Genomic DNA, 16,609 nt, shown 5'->3' with positions numbered 1-16,609 from the left:
GCCTTGGAAGGTTTGGTCTTAGAATGTCTTGCGATAGCCAACCGTCACGGTCCGGCCCCAGGAATAGACCGGCAGGTTGCGCACCGAGGTGGCGGTCGGATTCTGCAGCTCCGTATCGAACAGGTTGTTGACGGCTGCATAGGCTTCGCCGCCATAGACCGGCCCGCTCAGCGCGGCATTCATCGTAAAGCCGCCCTCGATGGGATAGACCGTATTGGTCAGGTTGATGCCGCGATTGCGAGCGGCATAGCCCTCGCCCTCGATGCGCAGCTTGATGCCATTGTCGAAGCGATAGTCGCCGAAGATCAGACCACGCACCGGACTGCCGATCCTGTTGTTAGGAAGCCAGCTATCGAGCACGCCATCCTTGTTGGTGTCGTAGCGGCCTTCCTTGTAGCCAATCGTGGTACCCAGCGTGAAATTCCGGTTGATCGCCATCTCGCCGATATACTCGACGCCGTAGATCATTTCCTTCTGCTGCGAGATCAGGTTGGTGACGGGATCGAATGTCACGCCCTTCTCGGAGGTGCTGACGAAACCGGTGATGCTTCCCTTGTAGGGGCCGTCGCCGCCGCGGATGCCGATTTCGTAATTGTTGACGATCTGGGCTTCTGGCGCGATCGAGGTGAAGGAGATGGTCTGGCGTGCCAGCGGCAGGCAGTTCGGCGTCGCTACCGGACAGGCAAAGGCCGTGGATGACAGGCCGGCGCGGCGCGTATAGGCACCGACATCAGGCAGCGCATAGCCCTGCGAGAAACCGCCGAACAGATCGATCTTGTTGTTGAGCTTGAAGGTCGCGCCGAGATTATAGGTCGGCGAGGCATATTCGTACTGGCCGCCGATAACATTGAGCGCCGGCAGAACGAAGCGCGTCACGGGCGAGATCGCGGCATAGGCGGCCGGACGCAGGAAGTCGTCGACGCTGAGATCGAAATGCTCGTAGCGAACGCCGCCGCGCGCGGTCAGCCGATCGGTGATCGGGACTTGCACCAACGCGAATCCCGCGGTCGTCACCTGGGTCAGCGGCGTGAACACGTCGCGTCCATCGGTCAGTGTCTGCCATGTCTTGTCATGGACGACGTCCGTACCCCAGGTCACCTTGGCACCGTTCCAGATGCGGTCGAGCGGCGTATCGATCGTCAGATTGACCCCGCCGCGCTCGGAATACAGCGTGGTCTGGTTGGCGGGGCTGGTCGGGCTCAGCGGGTTGCCGGAATAATAGACCAGCGAGTTATAGGGATAGGAGAACTCCGAATAGTTGAAGCGCTTCTTGATGTCGTTATAGAAGCCGACCACGCTGAGATTGCCGAGCACGAAGTCGGTATCGCTGTAGCGCAATTGGAACGAGCGCGAATCTTCCAGCACGCTCTGCCCGGTATAGGGCTTGGTGAAATCCGGCTTCGCATAAGCGCCGGAATAGTCGGTGAGGTATTTCGGCGTCTGGTCGAGATAGAACTGGCTGATCGAGGCTTCGATGCGCTTGCCGCCATCGAAATCGTAACCGATCTTGCCCAGGAAATTGCCGCTGGCGAGACGATCACCACCTCCCTGCCCGAGCATGGCGTCCGATGGCAGCTCGCGGCCCGCGCCATCATAAGTCTTCTGCGCGCCGCGACCGCTGCCAACGAACACGTAGTCGATGCCATTGGTGTGCTTGCCGCTGACGCTGGCCGACAGCTCCGGTGCCAGCGAACCGCCGGGATCGGCAGTGAAGGTGCGCAGCGCCGTGTTGACGCTGACGCGCGGACCGCCCGGCTGCGCTTTCTTGGTGACGAAATTCACCGTGCCGCCTGTCGCGCCGGCACCATAGAGGCTCGATGCACCGGCGACGAGTTCGATGCGCTCGACGGAATTCAGATCGATCAGCGACAGCACACGCGAGACGTCGCGGAGCGGCGTCGTCAGCGGCACGCCGTCCATCAGCACCAGGAGGTCGCGTCCGCGATAGCTTTCGGAAGCGCCGGAGATGGTCTGGTTTGAGACCGAGAAGCCCGGCAGCAATTTTGCCAGCAGCGCCGATGCGCTGCCGCTCTGCTTGAGCTGCTCTTCGATCTCCTTCTGATCGACCACCTGCACGGTCTGCGGAATATCCGAAATCGAGCGCTGGGCACGCGCGGCCGTTACCGTGATCTCGTCGAGCGTGACGCCCGCGCTCTGCTGCGCCACGACCTGCGACGACATGAGCCCGACGGCGGAGATGAGAAGGAACTGGCTATAACGCATGAGCTCGGAGTCTTCCGTATGTTCGTGGCGACGAAGCACAGGAGAGGTCGAGCCGGTCAATTCAACCGAGGCCGCAGCAGTTTGGAATCAATGTAAATTCCAACCGCGGCTTTACTCTTCTTACGCCTGTGCATTCCGTCTATCGTCACAGCGATACGGCACAGCCCATGGCATGACTTGGACTCGGTGAATTGATAGTCGGACTGGAGCGAACGAAGCGGTTTGGATTCGATGCTGTGGCAAACGCGCATCAGTCGCGGTCTCCATCCTGCGTCGATGCCGCTCCCGATTGCCCTCTCGTCCCGCTCTGGCTGGTTGCCGACGATATCGATGACACCCTGCGCAAGCCGCTTGAGAGCCGCCTGCCGTGGAAGACCGTGCAGCGCAATTCGCTGGGATCGTTTCGCGCAGCGCCGTTCCAGTCAAAGGCGATCCTGCGGATGCAGCCGCACCTCGGACTGATGTCGTGTTTCGATCCCGCGCCGCTCTGGACCATGCCCGACGACGATAGCGCCACGACCGGCAACGACTCGCCGCAGGACATCCTGGTGCTGCGGCCGTCCGACGGCGTGGTGATCGTCCAGCAGGACGGCCAGCGCCAGACATGCATGCCGCGCGAGGCGATCATTCTCGATCCCGGCCGCGCCACCACCTTTATCATGAATGATGTGAGCCGCGTCGACTGCCTGCTACTCCCCAGCAATGGCCATGCCGGCATGCGCCACATCGCCCATGACAATGGCGGGCTGATTGCGCTCGGCCACTACGCTGCGGCGGTGATGCGCGGCCTGCTGCCGATGAATTCGGCCGCGCTGACCGGCCTCGCCATCGACTACATGAACGGCCTTGTCGCTACGATGATCGATGAGGCCGATGCGCCGGAGCGGCGCGCGGCGCTGCGACAGGACCGGCCGACCATCAGCCTGCTGTCGCTCAAGGCCGATATCGAAGCCAGCCTCAGCCAGCCGACGCTGTCACTGGAGCGGCTGGCGACGACCCATGGCGTCACCGCACGTTACTTCCAGAAATTGTTCGAAGCCGAGGGCCGGACGTTTTCGGATTATCTGCTGGAGCGACGTCTCGAACGTGCGTTTCACATGCTGCGCCATGGCAACCGCGCCGACCGTGCCGTCAGCACCATCGCCTTCGAGGTCGGCTTCGGCGATCTCTCTTATTTCAACCGCACCTTCAAGAAACGTTTTGGCGCCACGCCTCGGGAAATACGGGCGCGGTTTGAAGTGATGCTGGTGGGTGCACAGTCACCGATAGTCGACAATTAGCGAGTTAAGCACGAACAACCCTACCCGCGAAGGCGGGGACCCATAACCTCCATCCTCTCCGCTGAAGTGAAGGCTTCTCCCAACGGTGATCATCGAAACGGGAGTGTTTATGGATCCCCGCCTTCGCGGGGATGACAACAGGGTGTATGGAGGGCCCGCCGCTTAGTCTACCTTCGCTTTCGCCAACGTTGTTTCGTTGCCCGGCAGGATCTCCACCGTCGCCGTACGCCCCGCTACCAGCGTCGCGCTAGCCGGGACCGGATCGAGCGCGATGCGCACCGGCACGCGCTGGGCGAGACGAACCCAGCTAAAGGTCGGGGTCACATTGGCCAGCAGATTACTGCCTTCGGCGCGGTCGCGGTCCTCGATGCCGGCGGCGACACTCTCCACATGGCCGGTGAGCTTGGCGGCATCGCCCATCAGGTGAATGTGCACGGGATCGCCGACATGGATGCGCGACAGCTTGGTCTCCTCGAAATAACCGTCCACGTGCAGGCTCGACGTATCGACCAGCGCCATCACGCCCTTGCCGGCGGTGACATAGGTGCCCGGACGCAGATCCATGTTGGAGATGATGCCGGATACCGGCGCATGGACCTCGCTGCGATCGAGATTGAGCTGCGCCACCGCCCGATCGGCAATGGCCTGATCCAGCGATGCCTTGGCGAGCAGTTGCGTGGCCAGCACCTGCTCCTGCTTCTGCTGCGAGACCGCCGCCGTCGTCAGGTCCTTATAGCGTTTCAGATCGAGATCGGCCTGCTCCAGGCTGGCCGTACGGCCGGCGACAACGGCTTCGGCCTGCTGTAGCGCCAGTGCGAAACGCGCGCGGTCGATCCGCATGATGACATCGCCGCGCGTCACCTTCTGATTGTCCTTCACCAGGATCTCGGTGACGAAGCCGGACACATCCGGGGCCACGGTGACCACGTCGGCGCGGACGCGGCCGTCACGGGTCCAGGGCGCGTCCATATAGTAGACCCAGAGATAACGTCCCACAGCCAGCGCGGCGACGACGGCCAGCGCGGTGACGGCGAAACGGCGAATGAAACTCACAGTGTTTTTCATGACAGCAATCCGGAGGATAGATAGACAACGCCGCCCAGCAGGCAGACGTAGAGAGCAAGATCGAACAGTGCGCGGTGCCAGACATAGCGATAGAGGCCGGAGCGTTCGATCAAGGGGCGCAGCAGTGCGCCGATGGCGTAAGTGATGACCAGCCACAGCATCAGCGATGGCAACAGCACCCCGAACAGATCGATTTCATATCTCATGCGGCCACACTCCCGGCGAGAAGGCCCGGTTCGGGCAGATAGGCCGGTGCCGTCGGAAACAGACCGCGGCGAATGCCAACGAGGCCGATCAACGCGTCCGCGCGCCCTACCCCGCGCTCGCCCATGGCCTCAGATAGCGCGTGATCGACTTTCGCGAGCAGCGGCTCCGGCATCGCGCCGCCTTTGTAGTTGCGGAAGCTCACAGCCAGTTCGTCCAGCATCGTGTCCATGGCATTGAGCGTCGGTGACGACAGATGATGACGTGCCCGGCGTAGATCGACGATGTTCAGCCCGACGCGCAATTCGCGCAGGTTGTCGACAGCACGCAGCGGCGAATCCTTCAGCGCCGTCAGCCGCGGTGCGAGGAGACCGATGCGGTTCAGCATCAGCCCGGCAAAGGCCGCGCGGTCACGATTGCCGCGCTGTTCGGCAGCCTGCGCGATGGCGATCCAGCCGCGCCGCATCAGCCGCTTCACACTCCATTCGGAGCCGACTGAGCGGATCAACTGGATCGAGATGACCGACAGTTCAGTACCGACGAAGAAAGCCACGCTGGAATTGGCAAAAGTCGCGAAGTCGGCATTGTAGGTCGTCTGGAGCGCCATCAGCGTCGCGGTATTCGCGGCCAGCAGCATGCCGATGAAGAAAGTGGCAGGGCGTGCGATCAGATAACCGAACAGCAGGAACGGCGGCGCCAGCACGGCCACAAGCAACTCGACATCGGTGATGGCCGGCAGGATCGCGAACAGATAGAGCGCGATGATCACCATCGCGGCCAGCGTCCATTTGGCAAAGCCGCGCAACCCCACCGCGGGATCGTCCATGCTGGCGAAGAACGAGCAGCCGACAGCCGCCATGGTCGGTGCTGTCGCGCCATCGGTCCAGCCGGTGGCTATCCAGAACGCGCAGCAGACGAGGATGGTGACGAACACGCCTGCTGCAGACCACAGCGCCATGCCGTGATCGACATGCCGCACCGGCGCCACGCCGGCTTCGGCCTGAAAGGCGAGTTTCGCGCCTGGCGGGCGACCGCCCTCGGCAATCGCCTGATTGAGGACCCGGCAATCCGCCGAAATATCGACCAGCTCGCGCATCCGCGTCAGCAGACTCGCGATCATGATCTCGGTCCACGACGACGACGCGCTCAGTTTCGGCTGCTGCGCGGCGATCATGCTGCGCAGCCGTTCGGCGGGTTCGCGGTCGGTGCCGTTGTCGGCAATCCAGGCCGAGACATCGTCGATCAGCGCCATCAATTGCGGATGGGCCGTCCGGGCATCTTCGCCGAGCGCATCGATGCGATCGCCCATGGATGACAGCAGCGGCAGGAATGTCAGCATGCGCGTGCGCAAGGCGCGCATCCAGCGTGAGGTTTCGCGTCCGCCGAGCCGGTCATAGGCCAGATGATCCGCCAGCGTATCGATATCCACGGCGTCGGCCGCGAGCTTGAGACGCAGGTCGCGCGTGGCCGGATCGGCGCTGCGACCAGCCAGCACTTCCTGCGTCAGTCTGCGCGCGCCGGCGAGCCAGCTATCGACCCGTGCTGCAACCGCCGGACCGACACTGCGCGGCAGCAGAATCGTTGAGACCAGCGTCGCGCAGAGAATGCCGACAATGATCTCCTCGCTGCGCGCCACGGCCGTATCGAAGATGGCTGCGGGTTCGTTGACCGAGGGAAAGCTGATCAGGGCGCAGGTATAGCCGGCCAGCATGAACATGTAGCCGCGCGGCGTCCTGTCCAGCAGTGACACATAGAGACAGAGACCGACCCACAGCGCGATGGCGAGGCTGAGCAGTTCCGGCGAATTGACGAGGTTCGGGACCAGTACCACGCTGGCCGAAGCCCCAACCAGTGTGCCGATGACGCGAAATAGCGCTTTCGAACGCGTCGCGCCGGCCAGCGGCTGCGAGGCGATATAGACCGTGGCCAGTGCCCAGTAGGGCCGCGGCAGATCCATGGCGAAGCCGATCAGCAGCGCCATCATGCCGGCGATGAAGGTTTTCACGGAGAAGATGATGTCGGCGTGGCGGACGAGAAACGGCGGTTGGGCAGCAGCGGAGGTCATGGCAGCGCGTCCGCCTCCTCGGCGGCCTTATACAGACGATTGGCCGATTGCTCGATCCGTCCGAGCACATCGAAGGCAATAGCAAGTTCATCGGGCGCGATCCCTTTCATCAGGTCACCGCGCAGCCGCCGCATCACGCGCCTGATCTCTTCGGCCTTGGCTTCGCCCAGCGGCGTCAGATGCAGCACCTTGGCGCGGCGGTCGGTCGGGTCCTCGCGGCGCTCGACGAGCCCTTCGGCGGCCAGCAGATCGATCAGCCGGACCACCGACGGGCCCTCAAGCCCCATTTCGTCGGCGAGCACGCCCTGACGCACATTCTCGCGTCCGGCGCGGGACAGGATCAGCAGTGGATGTGCCGTGGCTTCGGACAGGCCATGCGCCGACAGGGTCTGGTCAGCCTTGCGGCGCCAGACCCGTGCCAGTCGCGCAACCAAGAGGCCCAGTTCGGCCTGGATATGCGCTTGGGAGTGGGGCATGGAAATTAGATAGGATGCTATCGATTAGGCTGCAATCGATTTTGTGCGCCGCGTCAATCACGGTGTGGTGAGGATCGGCGGCAGGCCGAAGAACCGGCTAGCCGGTCCGGCGATCCGAATGCGGAAAACAATGCCCGCGACCAAATATGGAGAATTTCCCAATGATTTCCGTGGGCCACATCTTTCAGCGATTGAAATCCCCCTTGTTTCTGCCATGTTCGCGCCCAAAGCAGGCATCGGGTAGTGTTCTCCGGCGCGCGAATCTCCATCGCGCGGATGCTCCAGTTGAAAGCGGCAAAGGAATTCCATGGCGAAGCCAGCAGTGATTGTCGTCGGCGCGGACAAGGGTGGGGTCGGCAAGACCACGGTTTCGCGGACGGTTCTGGACTATTTCAGCGCCAATAACGTCCCGACCCGCGCTTTCGACACCGAGTCGCCGCGCGGCACGCTGAAGCGGTTCCATTCGGACATCACCGAGATCGTCGACATGACGACCACGGCCGATCAGATGAAGATTTTCGATACGCTCAACAGCGCGTCGCCCTCGGTGACCGTGATCGACGTCCGCGCAGGCCTGCTGTCCCGGGCGCTGGCCGATCTGCGTGACATCGGCTTCCTCGATGCCGCCAAGTCCGGCCAGATCACCTTTGCCGTTTTCCATATACTCGGCCCGTCGATCGCCTCCTGGACGAGATCGCCGAGACCGCCGGCTTCATGGACGGCGCCAAGTATTTCCTGGTGAAGAACTTCATTAACAACACCAGCTTCTTCGAATGGGACCAGGCGACCTACAATTCCTATTTCCACCGCATCAAGGGCGCCACCGAGATCACCATCCCGAAGCTGAACGAAATGGCCTATGAGCAGGTCGAAGTCTCCAGCGTGCCGTTCCTGAAATTCGTCGCCAACAAGGGACCGCATGACGAGACCGCGAATTATTCATTCGTGCTGCGCGGCTATGTCCGGCACTGGCTGGCCAATGTCTGGAGCGAATTCGACCGCATCAAGCTGACCGATATCGTCCACGACAAGCCCGGCGCCCGCAGCCCGGGCGAGAAGTAAGTCCATTTAACGATTGGAGCGGCGTCGGATTCGCCTGATATTGCGCCGATGCGACGCACGCCCGTTTATATCATCTGCTCGACGCGGCCGATGGTCGGCAAGACCCTCGTCGCGCGCCTGTTATGCGAATTCCTGAAGCTGCAGCGCGGCGACGTCATCGGTTTCGATGTCAGCCTGAAAGAACCGTCGCTGCTGGATTTCCTGCCGAAGCTGACCGAGACCGCCGACGTCAATGACACATTTGGCAAGATGTCGCTGATGGACCGGCTCATCATCAACGACGACATGGCCAAGGTGATTGACCTCGGCTATTTCGCCTTCGACGAATTCTTCAAAATGACCGGCGAGATCGGTTTCGCCAAGGAAGCGGCACGCCGCGGCGTGGCGCCCATCGTGTTCTTCATGGGCGACAGCGACCGTGCCTCATTGCGCGGCTACGAGATGCTGCAGCAGCAATTCACCCGCAATTCGCTCTATGTGATCGACAACGAACACGTGCTGCGCGGCGAAATCCCGGTGGCGCTGGCGCAGGGCCGCATGCTGCGTATCGCGGCGCTGCCGGTGTTCCTCAAGACCTATATCGACCGGCTGAATTTCTCCTTCACCAGCTATTTGCGCTCGGAGCAGGATTCATCCACCGAGCTGCATCAGTGGATCCGGAAGAATTATTTCAGCTTTCGGGAAATCGAGCTGGGACTTTTGCTGCAGGGCTCGTGACGGGCAATCAATGCCCGTCGAACGTCATCAACGTCCGCACCGGCACATTCATCGCCCGCAGCTTCGCCGCGCCGCCGAGATCCGGCAGGTCGATGATGAAACAGGCGGCCATCACCTCAGCACCGATCTGGCGCATCAGTTTGACCGCACCTTCAGCCGTGCCGCCGGTGGCAATCAGATCATCCACCAGGATCACGCGCTCGCCGGGCTTGATGGCGTCGGCATGCACTTCCATCTCGTCGATACCGTATTCAAGGGAGTAAGCGATCCGCACGGTCGTGTGCGGGAGCTTGCCCTTCTTGCGGATCGGCACGAAGCCGGCCGAGAGCTGATGCGCCACCGCGCCGCCGATGATGAAGCCGCGCGCTTCCATACCGGCGACCTTGTCGATCTTCAGCCCCGCCCAGGGCTGCACCAGCTCATCCACCGCGCGGCGGAACGAGCGCGCATCACCCAGCAGTGTGGTGATGTCGCGAAACAGGATGCCCGGCTTCGGATAATCCACAATGGTACGGACGGAGGCTTTGAGATCGTGCGCGAGTTCGGGTGTCATCAGGGTCTTTCGGTTCTTCAGATGGAGATCAGTTGGGGCGCTGCCCCAACCGAAATGCGTTTTCGACGATACGTAAGCCGACCTCGCCGCCAAGCGACATCAGCGATTCCGGGTGGAACTGCACGCCGCCGACCGGCAGCGTCTTGTGTTCGATGGCCATGGCGACACCGTCCTCGGTCGAGGCCGTCACGGTGAGCACATCGGGCATGCTGTCCTGCTCGACAAACAGCGAGTGATAGCGGCCGATGACGATTTCATTGGGCAGACCGTTCATCAACCGCCCGCCCCGCACCTGCACCCGCGACGGCCGGCCATGCGCCGGCTGCGCGAGCTGGCCCAGCACGCCGCCAAAATATTCGCCGATTGCCTGCACGCCCAGGCACACGCCAAACACCGGCAGTTTCTTGGCCAGCGCGGTATCGAGTGTCTTGCCGATGCCGAAATCGGCAGGACGTCCCGGCCCCGGCGACAGCACGAGGAGATCGAAACTCTCGCGGTTCAGGACGGTCTGTGCATGGACATGACGAACCACGCTGACGGTCGCGCCGACCTGACGGAAGTAATCTGCCAGCATATGCACGAAACTGTCATCATGATCGATCAACAAGACCTTCTTGCCCGAACCGGTTGCATCCGGCGCGAAGGCCGACAGACGCTTCGGCGGATCGCCGCGCAGCGCCTGGAACAGGGCCGCGGCCTTGGTCTGGCATTCCTTCTCTTCAGCGACGGGATCTGAATCGAACAGCAGCGTTGCGCCAACTCGCACTTCGGCGAGGCCATCCTTCATGCGGATGGTACGGATGGTGATGCCGGTATTGATGCCGCCATCGAATGACACGGCGCCGATGGCGCCGGCATACCAACGCCGCGACGAGCGCTCGTTATCTTCGACGAACTGCATCGCCCACAATTTCGGCGCACCGGTCACCGTCACCGCCCAGGCATGGGTCAGGAACGCATCAAGCGCATCGAAGCCGGGACGCAGCATGCCTTCGACATGATCAACAGTGTGGAACAGCTTCGAATAGGTCTCGATCTGCCGCCGCGCCAGCACCTTGATCGTGCCGGGCACGCAGACGCGCGCCTTGTCGTTGCGATCGACGTCGGTGCACATGTTGAGTTCGAATTCGTCTTTCTCCGAATTCAGGAGCTGCCGGATCTGCTCGGCATCGCCGATGGCATCGACGCCCCTGGCGATGGTGCCGGAGATCGGGCACGTCTCGACGCGGCGGCCGTCGGAGCGCACAAACATCTCGGGCGATGCCGCAACAAGAAACTCGCCATCGCCGAGATTCATCAGCGCGCCATAGGGCGACGGATTGATAACACATAGCCGCTGGAACACTTCCGCCGGCGAACGTTCGCAGGGCTCGGCGAACAACTGACCGGGCACCGCCTCGAACAGGTCGCCGCGTGCAAACGCCGCGCGGGCATTCTCCACCGTGCGCTGATATTCGCCGGGCGCGTGATCGGCAAAGCCCTGGCGCGGCGCCTTGTTATAGCCGCTGTCCGGCGTATCGCGTGGCAGGCCCTCGGTGGAGCGATCCTTCCAGGTGAAGTCATAGGACATCAGCACGCCGCGGCCGGTGGCGCGGTCATAGGCCAGCAGCGTGTCGGGCAGATACAGCACGATATCGCGCTGGTCGGCCTCGCGCGTGCGCTTCTGCTTCAGGTCTTCCATCTGGAACACGAGGTCATAGGCGAAGGCGCCATAGAGCCCGAGCATGGAATCGTCGGACGAGAACAGTTGCGCGACCATGTCGCGCACCAGCGACATCACGCTGGCGCGGCGGGTGCGCTGGTCTTCCTCGACCGGCGCCTCGCCGCGGATGATGTGGCCCTTGAGCTTCGACATCGTCCGCCCGTCGAGGGCGATACAGGGATCCTGCAGCGTGTCGGCGAGGAAGGCGATCAACACCTGGCCACGCTTGTTCAGCGCGGTCAGCGTGAAATCCGTCCCGGTGGTTTCCAGCAGCAGCGGCGGATCGGCGAAACCGAGATCGAAGCTCTCATAGCGGCCGGGCACCGTGGTGCCCGACGACAGCACCACGCCGCGGCGCTGGTCGAGCCGGACGATCAGATCGTCCAGCGCGGTGCCGCCGGTGAAATAATCGACATGGCGCGCCACGGAGAGACCCGCGCGGGTCTTGTAGGCGCTGTCAGCGGGGAGCGAAAACACAGTCCTGTTCATGGTGTCCTCTTAGGAAACATGCCGGAGGGGGCGCCACACAGAACAAACAAGCCAAAAAACGAACAAAGGCCGTCGCACTGCGATGGCGGCCTTCGACGATTGAAAATAAGCAAATCGCACCGACCACCTCTTCAGGAGGTGCGCCACCAACGACGGCTGTTGCGGACAGGGGTGCTCATGGCCGGCAAATCACCATGGCCGGGCCCGAAGGTCAAGGGACTAGACGGCCTCCGGCCGCTCCCGGACGAATACCGTCAGCTTGAGCGCCCCGACGCCGTCCTCGATCGGGGTCCAGCCGATGCTCTCGTACCAGGCCCGACGGGGCGGGGCAGCGCAGAGATAGACCCGGGCATGACCGCGGGAGAAGGCCTCCAGACAGGCCCGCTCGATGAGCGACGGGGCGACGCCCTGCTTGCGGGCATCGGGCTCGGTCCAGACCGCCGCCACCCAGGGCGTATATTGCGGGCGCTCGTCGAGATCGGACACCAGCAGCGACGCCGTTCCGAGAAAGTCCGGCCCACGATGGGCCACCAACGCAATCGGCAGGTCGGTCCCCTGCATGTTCTCGCGCAGCCGCTCGACGATATAGGCCTCAGGCACGCCATGACGCTTCCACCACGCCTGCCAGATACGATCGGCGACGGCGTCGAAGAAGTCGGCCTGCTGGCGCAAATCGGAAATGGTGTAGTCGGATGCCATTGGCATCCGACTACATGCTCACCGATCATGCATCAAGCCGGCGAACGGAAGCGCCGAGGGCACGGCCGCCGCCAATCGTTTATCCCAGATGCTTCTTGAAGAACGCCGTGGCCCGGCCCCAGGCGAGTTCGGCGGCTTCGCGATCATGTACGCTGACGCGCTGTTCGTTGACGAACGCGTGGTCGGCATCATAGCGGAAGAATTCGGCGGACTTGCCGGCAGCCTTCAGGCCGTTCTCGAACGCATCGACCACCGCAGGTGTGCACCAGTCATCACGATTGGCGAAATGGCCCTGCAGCGGCACCTGCACATCGGCGGGCTTGGCGGCCTGCTCCGGCGGAATGCCGTAGAACGCCACGGCGGCCTTGAGTTCGGGAATCTTGCACGAACCGATGATGGTCACGGCGCCGCCAAGGCAGAAACCGGTGAGACCAACTTTGGCGCCATTACGCGACAGATATTGCGCGGCTCCGCGCACGGTCTGCGTCGTGGCATCCATGAAATCCAGCGAGTTCATCTCTTTGCCGGCAGCGTCCGTGTCGTGATAGGGCACGACCACGCCGTTATAGAGATCCGGCGCCAGCGCATCGAAGCCGGCCAGCGCGAGACGATCGGCCAGGCCCTTGATCTGCTCTTGAAGACCCCACCATTCCTGGATCACGACAACACCCGGCGCGTTGCCGGCCTGGGCATTGGCGAGATAGCCTTTGGCTTCCTTGCCGTCGGGGCGCTTGAAGCTGATCGATGTTCCCATGGTGTCCTCCGCTGGAATGGTTCGGGCCAACTTATAGACCCCTCACGTGTCAACTCAACCGGGCCAGCGCACGCTGCAGGTCGCGCTTGTAGGTGAGGAAATCGACAAACAGTCCGTGTTCGCCGCCGTCGCTACCCGGCGGTCGCGCGAACCACTGCGCGATCTCGCGCCGCCATGCTACCGCCGCGTCCGGCCGCTCAGCCTTGGCCGCGAGATAGGCTGCGATCACACGGGCCTGCAATGCACGCCCTTCCCAGCCCACGCCGGCGCCTTCCAGCAGCCCGGCCACATACAGGCCGTTATCCTCGGACGGAAACATGTTCATGAACAGCCTGGGCGCACCGATCGCGTCCTGCCAATCGAGTGCACGGAGATCGCCGAGGAACGGAAACGTGATCCGGTAACCGGTCGCAAGCAACACCAGATCGACCTCGTCGCAGCGGCCATCGGCAAACACGACCAACTTGCCGTTGAATTCGCGGACCGGCTTGCGCAAGCCGACATCGCCCTGGCCAAGATGCTGCAACACCAACGAATTGACGATCGGCGTGCGGTCATAGAGGCGGTGCTGTGGCTTCGGCAGACCGAAGCGCTCCGGCGCGCCGACAATGAAGCGCAGGATCGGCTCGTGCAGCCTTGAGCGCAGGTTCTTCGGAATGATGAAGCGCTTCGGCTTGTGGTTACCTTCATCCGCCGGCTTGCCGGCAAGGAATTTCGGCACGAAATGATTGCCGCCGCGCACGCTCCACAACACCTTCTCCGCGCGATGGACCGCATCGACGACAATGTCGCAGCCGGTATTGCCCATGCCCACCACCAGCACGCGCTGGCCGGCGAAAATATCGGCGGTCTTGTAGTCCTTGGCGTGCATTAGTCGGCCATCAAAGGTGCCTGACGTTTTGGTGATCAGGGGATCGGTGAGATGACCGTTCGCGATAATGACGCCGGCATAGTCTGCCGACTTGCCGTCGCTGAAAGCAGCGTGCCATCCACTTCCCTGCCGTGTCAGGCTGCGAACGCCGGTGTTGAAGCGGATCAGCGGATAGAGATCGAAATGCCGGGCAAAGCTCTGCAGATAATCCAGCACCTGGCGATGGCCCGGATAAGCCGGCCAGTCCTCCGGCATCGGGAAATCCGCGAAGGCCGTGGTGCGCTTCGACGAGATCAGGTGCGTCGAGGCGTAGACTGCGCTCGGCGCCGCGCCATACAGCCACTGCCCGCCGACATCGGCGTTCTGCTCGACGGCTTCCACAGCATGGCCAGCGGCCTTCAGGCTCTGCATTGCGGCAAGACCTGCGGGACCGGCGCCGATGACAAGGAAAGTCATGACATCGGCTCCGGGCGCTCGTCGCGATAGCGTTCGAACACGGCGCGCGCATCAAGCGCGGGCGAATATCCGAACTCGGATTTGAGGCGCGTATTATCGAGCACCGGGCGATACTGGATGAATTTCACGTTCTGCGGCGTCAACTTCGTGAGGCCGAGCGCATGCAGCAACCACAGCACGCCCTTCATCACCGCGGGCGGAATCGGAACGAACGGCTTGCCGTTCAGCCGGGCGATCTCGCGCAGGCTGAGTGTGCCATCGCCGGCGAGATTATAGATGCCGCCCTTGCCGGTGCGCACAGCCTGCGCCAGCGCCGCGACCACATCGGAATCGGCGATCAGCGAGAACGGCGTTGCGGTGCCGCTCAGGCCAGTCACGACGGGGCGCTCGAACAGGGCGGTGATCTGGTTGTTCGTGGTCGGCCCCAGCACCGTGCAGGGGCGGAACACGGTCTGCCGCAATTGCGGATGATCGCTACGCCAACGCGCCAGCATCTCCTCGACCTCGCGCTTGTTGCGCGCATAAGGGAAATCCTCGTTGCCGCGCAGCGGATCGGTCTCGCGCAGCGGCACGGGATTGTCGGCGTGATAGCCATAGACCGCGCCGCTCGAGGTGACGATGAGGTGGCCAACACCAGCCGCGAGACAGGCTTCCAGCACATTGCGGGTGCCCAACACATCGATCTCGTAGTCGCGCCGGTCGTCGCCTCCGACGGCAACGACCGAGGCGAGATGCACCACGGTGCGCGGCTTCACGCGGGCGATGACCTCCTTCAACGCGGGATCGCGAATGTCGCCGTGCTCATAGGCAACGCCGTCGAGGCGCTCTTGCAACGGCACCTCGCGCAGATCGAGCGCCGTCACCGACCCGTCACCGCGCGCCAGTTCGAGCAACAGCGCACCGCCGATGAAGCCTGCCGCGCCGGTGATCAGCACGCCGCTATTCGCCATCGCGTCGCTCATGCCGCACCTTCAATGCGTGCCGGATGCGGGTCGCGCCGTTTCCACCAGGCCGCCAGCGCCCAGCCGGAGACGAGGTGCCAGACTCCCCAGCCAGCGGCGACCAGCGCAGCCCCGCCAAGGCCGTCGAATTGCGTGAGGATCAGCGCCAGCCCCAGGCCGGAATTATGCATGCTGACTTCGATGGTGAGCGCGCGGGTGTCGTAGTCGCTGAGCCCAAGGATCTTCGCGACGCCCCAGCCGAGCGCGACGGCGATCGCGTTATGCAGCACGACGAATGGCAGCACCGAGGTCGAGAACACCGAGATGTAGCGCCAGTTGGTGACGGTTGCGGCCAAAATAAATCCGATCAGGAACACGAAAGACAGGATCTGCAGCGGCCGGCGCAGACGGTCGGCCAGCCCCGGCAGATGACGCACCGTGAGCAGACCGGCAACCATCGGCACGCCGAGCAGCAGCACGGTCGATCCGATAAACGAGACGGGATCAACGCTCACCTGGCGCAGCAGTGCGGCGGTTTGCGGATTGAGCCCGGCCCAAAACAGGATATTCAGCGGCGTCGTGACGGAGGCGAGCAGGCTGGAGATGCCGGTCATCGACACCGACAGCGCGGTGTTGCCGCGCGCCATATGGGTGATGAGATTGGAGATGTTGCCGCCGGGACAGGCCGCCACCACCATCATGCCAAGCGCAATGGAAGGCTGCGGCTTTAACACCATGGTGATCGCCCATGTGACCGCCGGCAGGAGGATCAGTTGCGCGGCGAGCCCCGCGAGCGGCGCCGCCGGACGCCGAAACACGTCGACGAAATCGGCGACACGAAGATCGAGCGCGACGCCATACATGATCAGCGCCAGCACGATGCCGAGCGCCATCTGGCCACCCGGACTGATGTTCAACAGAATATCGTCGATCGCCGCGCCCGCCATCCATCCCCCCGATGAGCGTGGATATCCGTGACGCTCACCGAGCCCGCGTCTCCCGCCTTTGCGCGAAGCTTAGTCAACGGTTCCCCGAGAATCCATGGTCCGGGC

General features: G+C 63.0%; 14 protein-coding genes and 1 pseudogene. 3 read left to right on the top strand and 12 right to left on the bottom strand.

The window, feature by feature from the left end; genetic code table 11:
• Nucleotides 1-18: 18 nt before the first annotated feature.
• Nucleotides 19-2,223: a TonB-dependent receptor gene (locus RSO67_RS22005; RefSeq protein ID WP_315840569.1), complete on the bottom strand. Its 2,205-nt coding sequence runs from the start codon at nt 2,221-2,223 to the stop codon at nt 19-21.
• Nucleotides 2,224-2,459: 236 nt separating this feature from the next.
• Between RSO67_RS22005 and RSO67_RS22000 the strand changes: the two genes are divergently transcribed.
• Nucleotides 2,460-3,503, top strand: coding sequence for a helix-turn-helix transcriptional regulator (locus RSO67_RS22000; protein WP_315840568.1), 1,044 nt, complete (start codon nt 2,460-2,462; stop codon nt 3,501-3,503).
• Between the two features lie 162 nt (nt 3,504-3,665).
• Here RSO67_RS22000 and RSO67_RS21995 read toward each other — a convergent pair whose 3' ends face one another.
• The 4 genes from RSO67_RS21995 to RSO67_RS21980 are packed head-to-tail and all read right to left on the bottom strand — an operon-like array spanning nt 3,666 to nt 7,313.
• Nucleotides 3,666-4,568, bottom strand: coding sequence for an HlyD family secretion protein (locus RSO67_RS21995; protein ID WP_315840567.1), 903 nt, complete (start codon nt 4,566-4,568; stop codon nt 3,666-3,668).
• The gene (locus tag RSO67_RS21990; RefSeq protein ID WP_068733131.1) at nt 4,565-4,774 is read right to left on the bottom strand and encodes a DUF1656 domain-containing protein; all 210 of its coding nucleotides are present in this window, start codon (nt 4,772-4,774) and stop codon (nt 4,565-4,567) included. The genes RSO67_RS21995 and RSO67_RS21990 overlap by 4 nt, the downstream gene beginning before the upstream one ends.
• Nucleotides 4,771-6,837, bottom strand: a complete 2,067-nt coding sequence (locus RSO67_RS21985) for an FUSC family protein (RefSeq protein ID WP_315840566.1) — start codon at nt 6,835-6,837, stop codon at nt 4,771-4,773. Before RSO67_RS21985 ends, RSO67_RS21990 begins: the two co-directional genes overlap by 4 nt.
• Entirely contained in the window at nt 6,834-7,313 is a 480-nt protein-coding gene (locus RSO67_RS21980; RefSeq protein WP_315840565.1) for a MarR family transcriptional regulator, read from the bottom strand. The genes RSO67_RS21985 and RSO67_RS21980 overlap by 4 nt, the downstream gene beginning before the upstream one ends.
• Before the next feature lie 307 nt (nt 7,314-7,620).
• Here RSO67_RS21980 and RSO67_RS21975 point away from each other — a divergent pair.
• Nucleotides 7,621-8,375 (top strand): annotated as a pseudogene (locus RSO67_RS21975) (hypothetical protein).
• A gap of 48 nt (nt 8,376-8,423) precedes the next feature.
• Entirely contained in the window at nt 8,424-9,092 is a 669-nt protein-coding gene (locus tag RSO67_RS21970) for a hypothetical protein (RefSeq protein WP_315840564.1), read from the top strand.
• Between the two features lie 7 nt (nt 9,093-9,099).
• Here the strand turns inward: RSO67_RS21970 and RSO67_RS21965 are convergent, their stop codons facing one another.
• The 7 genes from RSO67_RS21965 to RSO67_RS21935 all read right to left on the bottom strand — a co-directional run bounded on the left by RSO67_RS21965 (nt 9,100) and on the right by RSO67_RS21935 (nt 16,504).
• Nucleotides 9,100-9,645, bottom strand: coding sequence for an adenine phosphoribosyltransferase (locus RSO67_RS21965; RefSeq protein WP_068733118.1), 546 nt, complete (start codon nt 9,643-9,645; stop codon nt 9,100-9,102).
• 28 nt (nt 9,646-9,673) lie between these two features.
• On the bottom strand, nt 9,674-11,836 hold the full coding sequence (locus RSO67_RS21960) for an anthranilate synthase component I (protein WP_315840563.1): 2,163 nt from the start codon (nt 11,834-11,836) through the stop codon (nt 9,674-9,676).
• A 219-nt stretch (nt 11,837-12,055) separates the two neighbouring features.
• Entirely contained in the window at nt 12,056-12,541 is a 486-nt protein-coding gene (locus RSO67_RS21955; protein ID WP_315840562.1) for a GNAT family N-acetyltransferase, read from the bottom strand.
• A 73-nt stretch (nt 12,542-12,614) separates the two neighbouring features.
• Entirely contained in the window at nt 12,615-13,289 is a 675-nt protein-coding gene (locus RSO67_RS21950) for a dienelactone hydrolase family protein (RefSeq protein ID WP_093759598.1), read from the bottom strand.
• A gap of 49 nt (nt 13,290-13,338) precedes the next feature.
• Nucleotides 13,339-14,616 carry a flavin-containing monooxygenase gene (locus RSO67_RS21945; RefSeq protein ID WP_315840561.1) on the bottom strand — a complete coding sequence of 426 codons (1,278 nt, stop codon included), beginning with the start codon at nt 14,614-14,616 and terminating at the stop codon, nt 13,339-13,341.
• Nucleotides 14,613-15,578 carry an SDR family oxidoreductase gene (locus tag RSO67_RS21940; protein WP_315840560.1) on the bottom strand — a complete coding sequence of 322 codons (966 nt, stop codon included), beginning with the start codon at nt 15,576-15,578 and terminating at the stop codon, nt 14,613-14,615. The genes RSO67_RS21945 and RSO67_RS21940 overlap by 4 nt, the downstream gene beginning before the upstream one ends.
• Nucleotides 15,575-16,504 (bottom strand): bile acid:sodium symporter family protein, encoded by a 930-nt coding sequence (locus RSO67_RS21935; RefSeq protein ID WP_315840559.1) that lies wholly within the window; start codon nt 16,502-16,504, stop codon nt 15,575-15,577. Before RSO67_RS21935 ends, RSO67_RS21940 begins: the two co-directional genes overlap by 4 nt.
• Between the last annotated feature and the right edge of the window lie 105 nt (nt 16,505-16,609).

Origin of the sequence: Tardiphaga sp. 709, assembly GCF_032401055.1 — a bacterium.
Taxonomy (GTDB): domain Bacteria; phylum Pseudomonadota; class Alphaproteobacteria; order Rhizobiales; family Xanthobacteraceae; genus Tardiphaga.
Note: the sequence above shows the minus strand (reverse complement) of the source record. Positions and strands in the feature narration are given on the sequence as shown.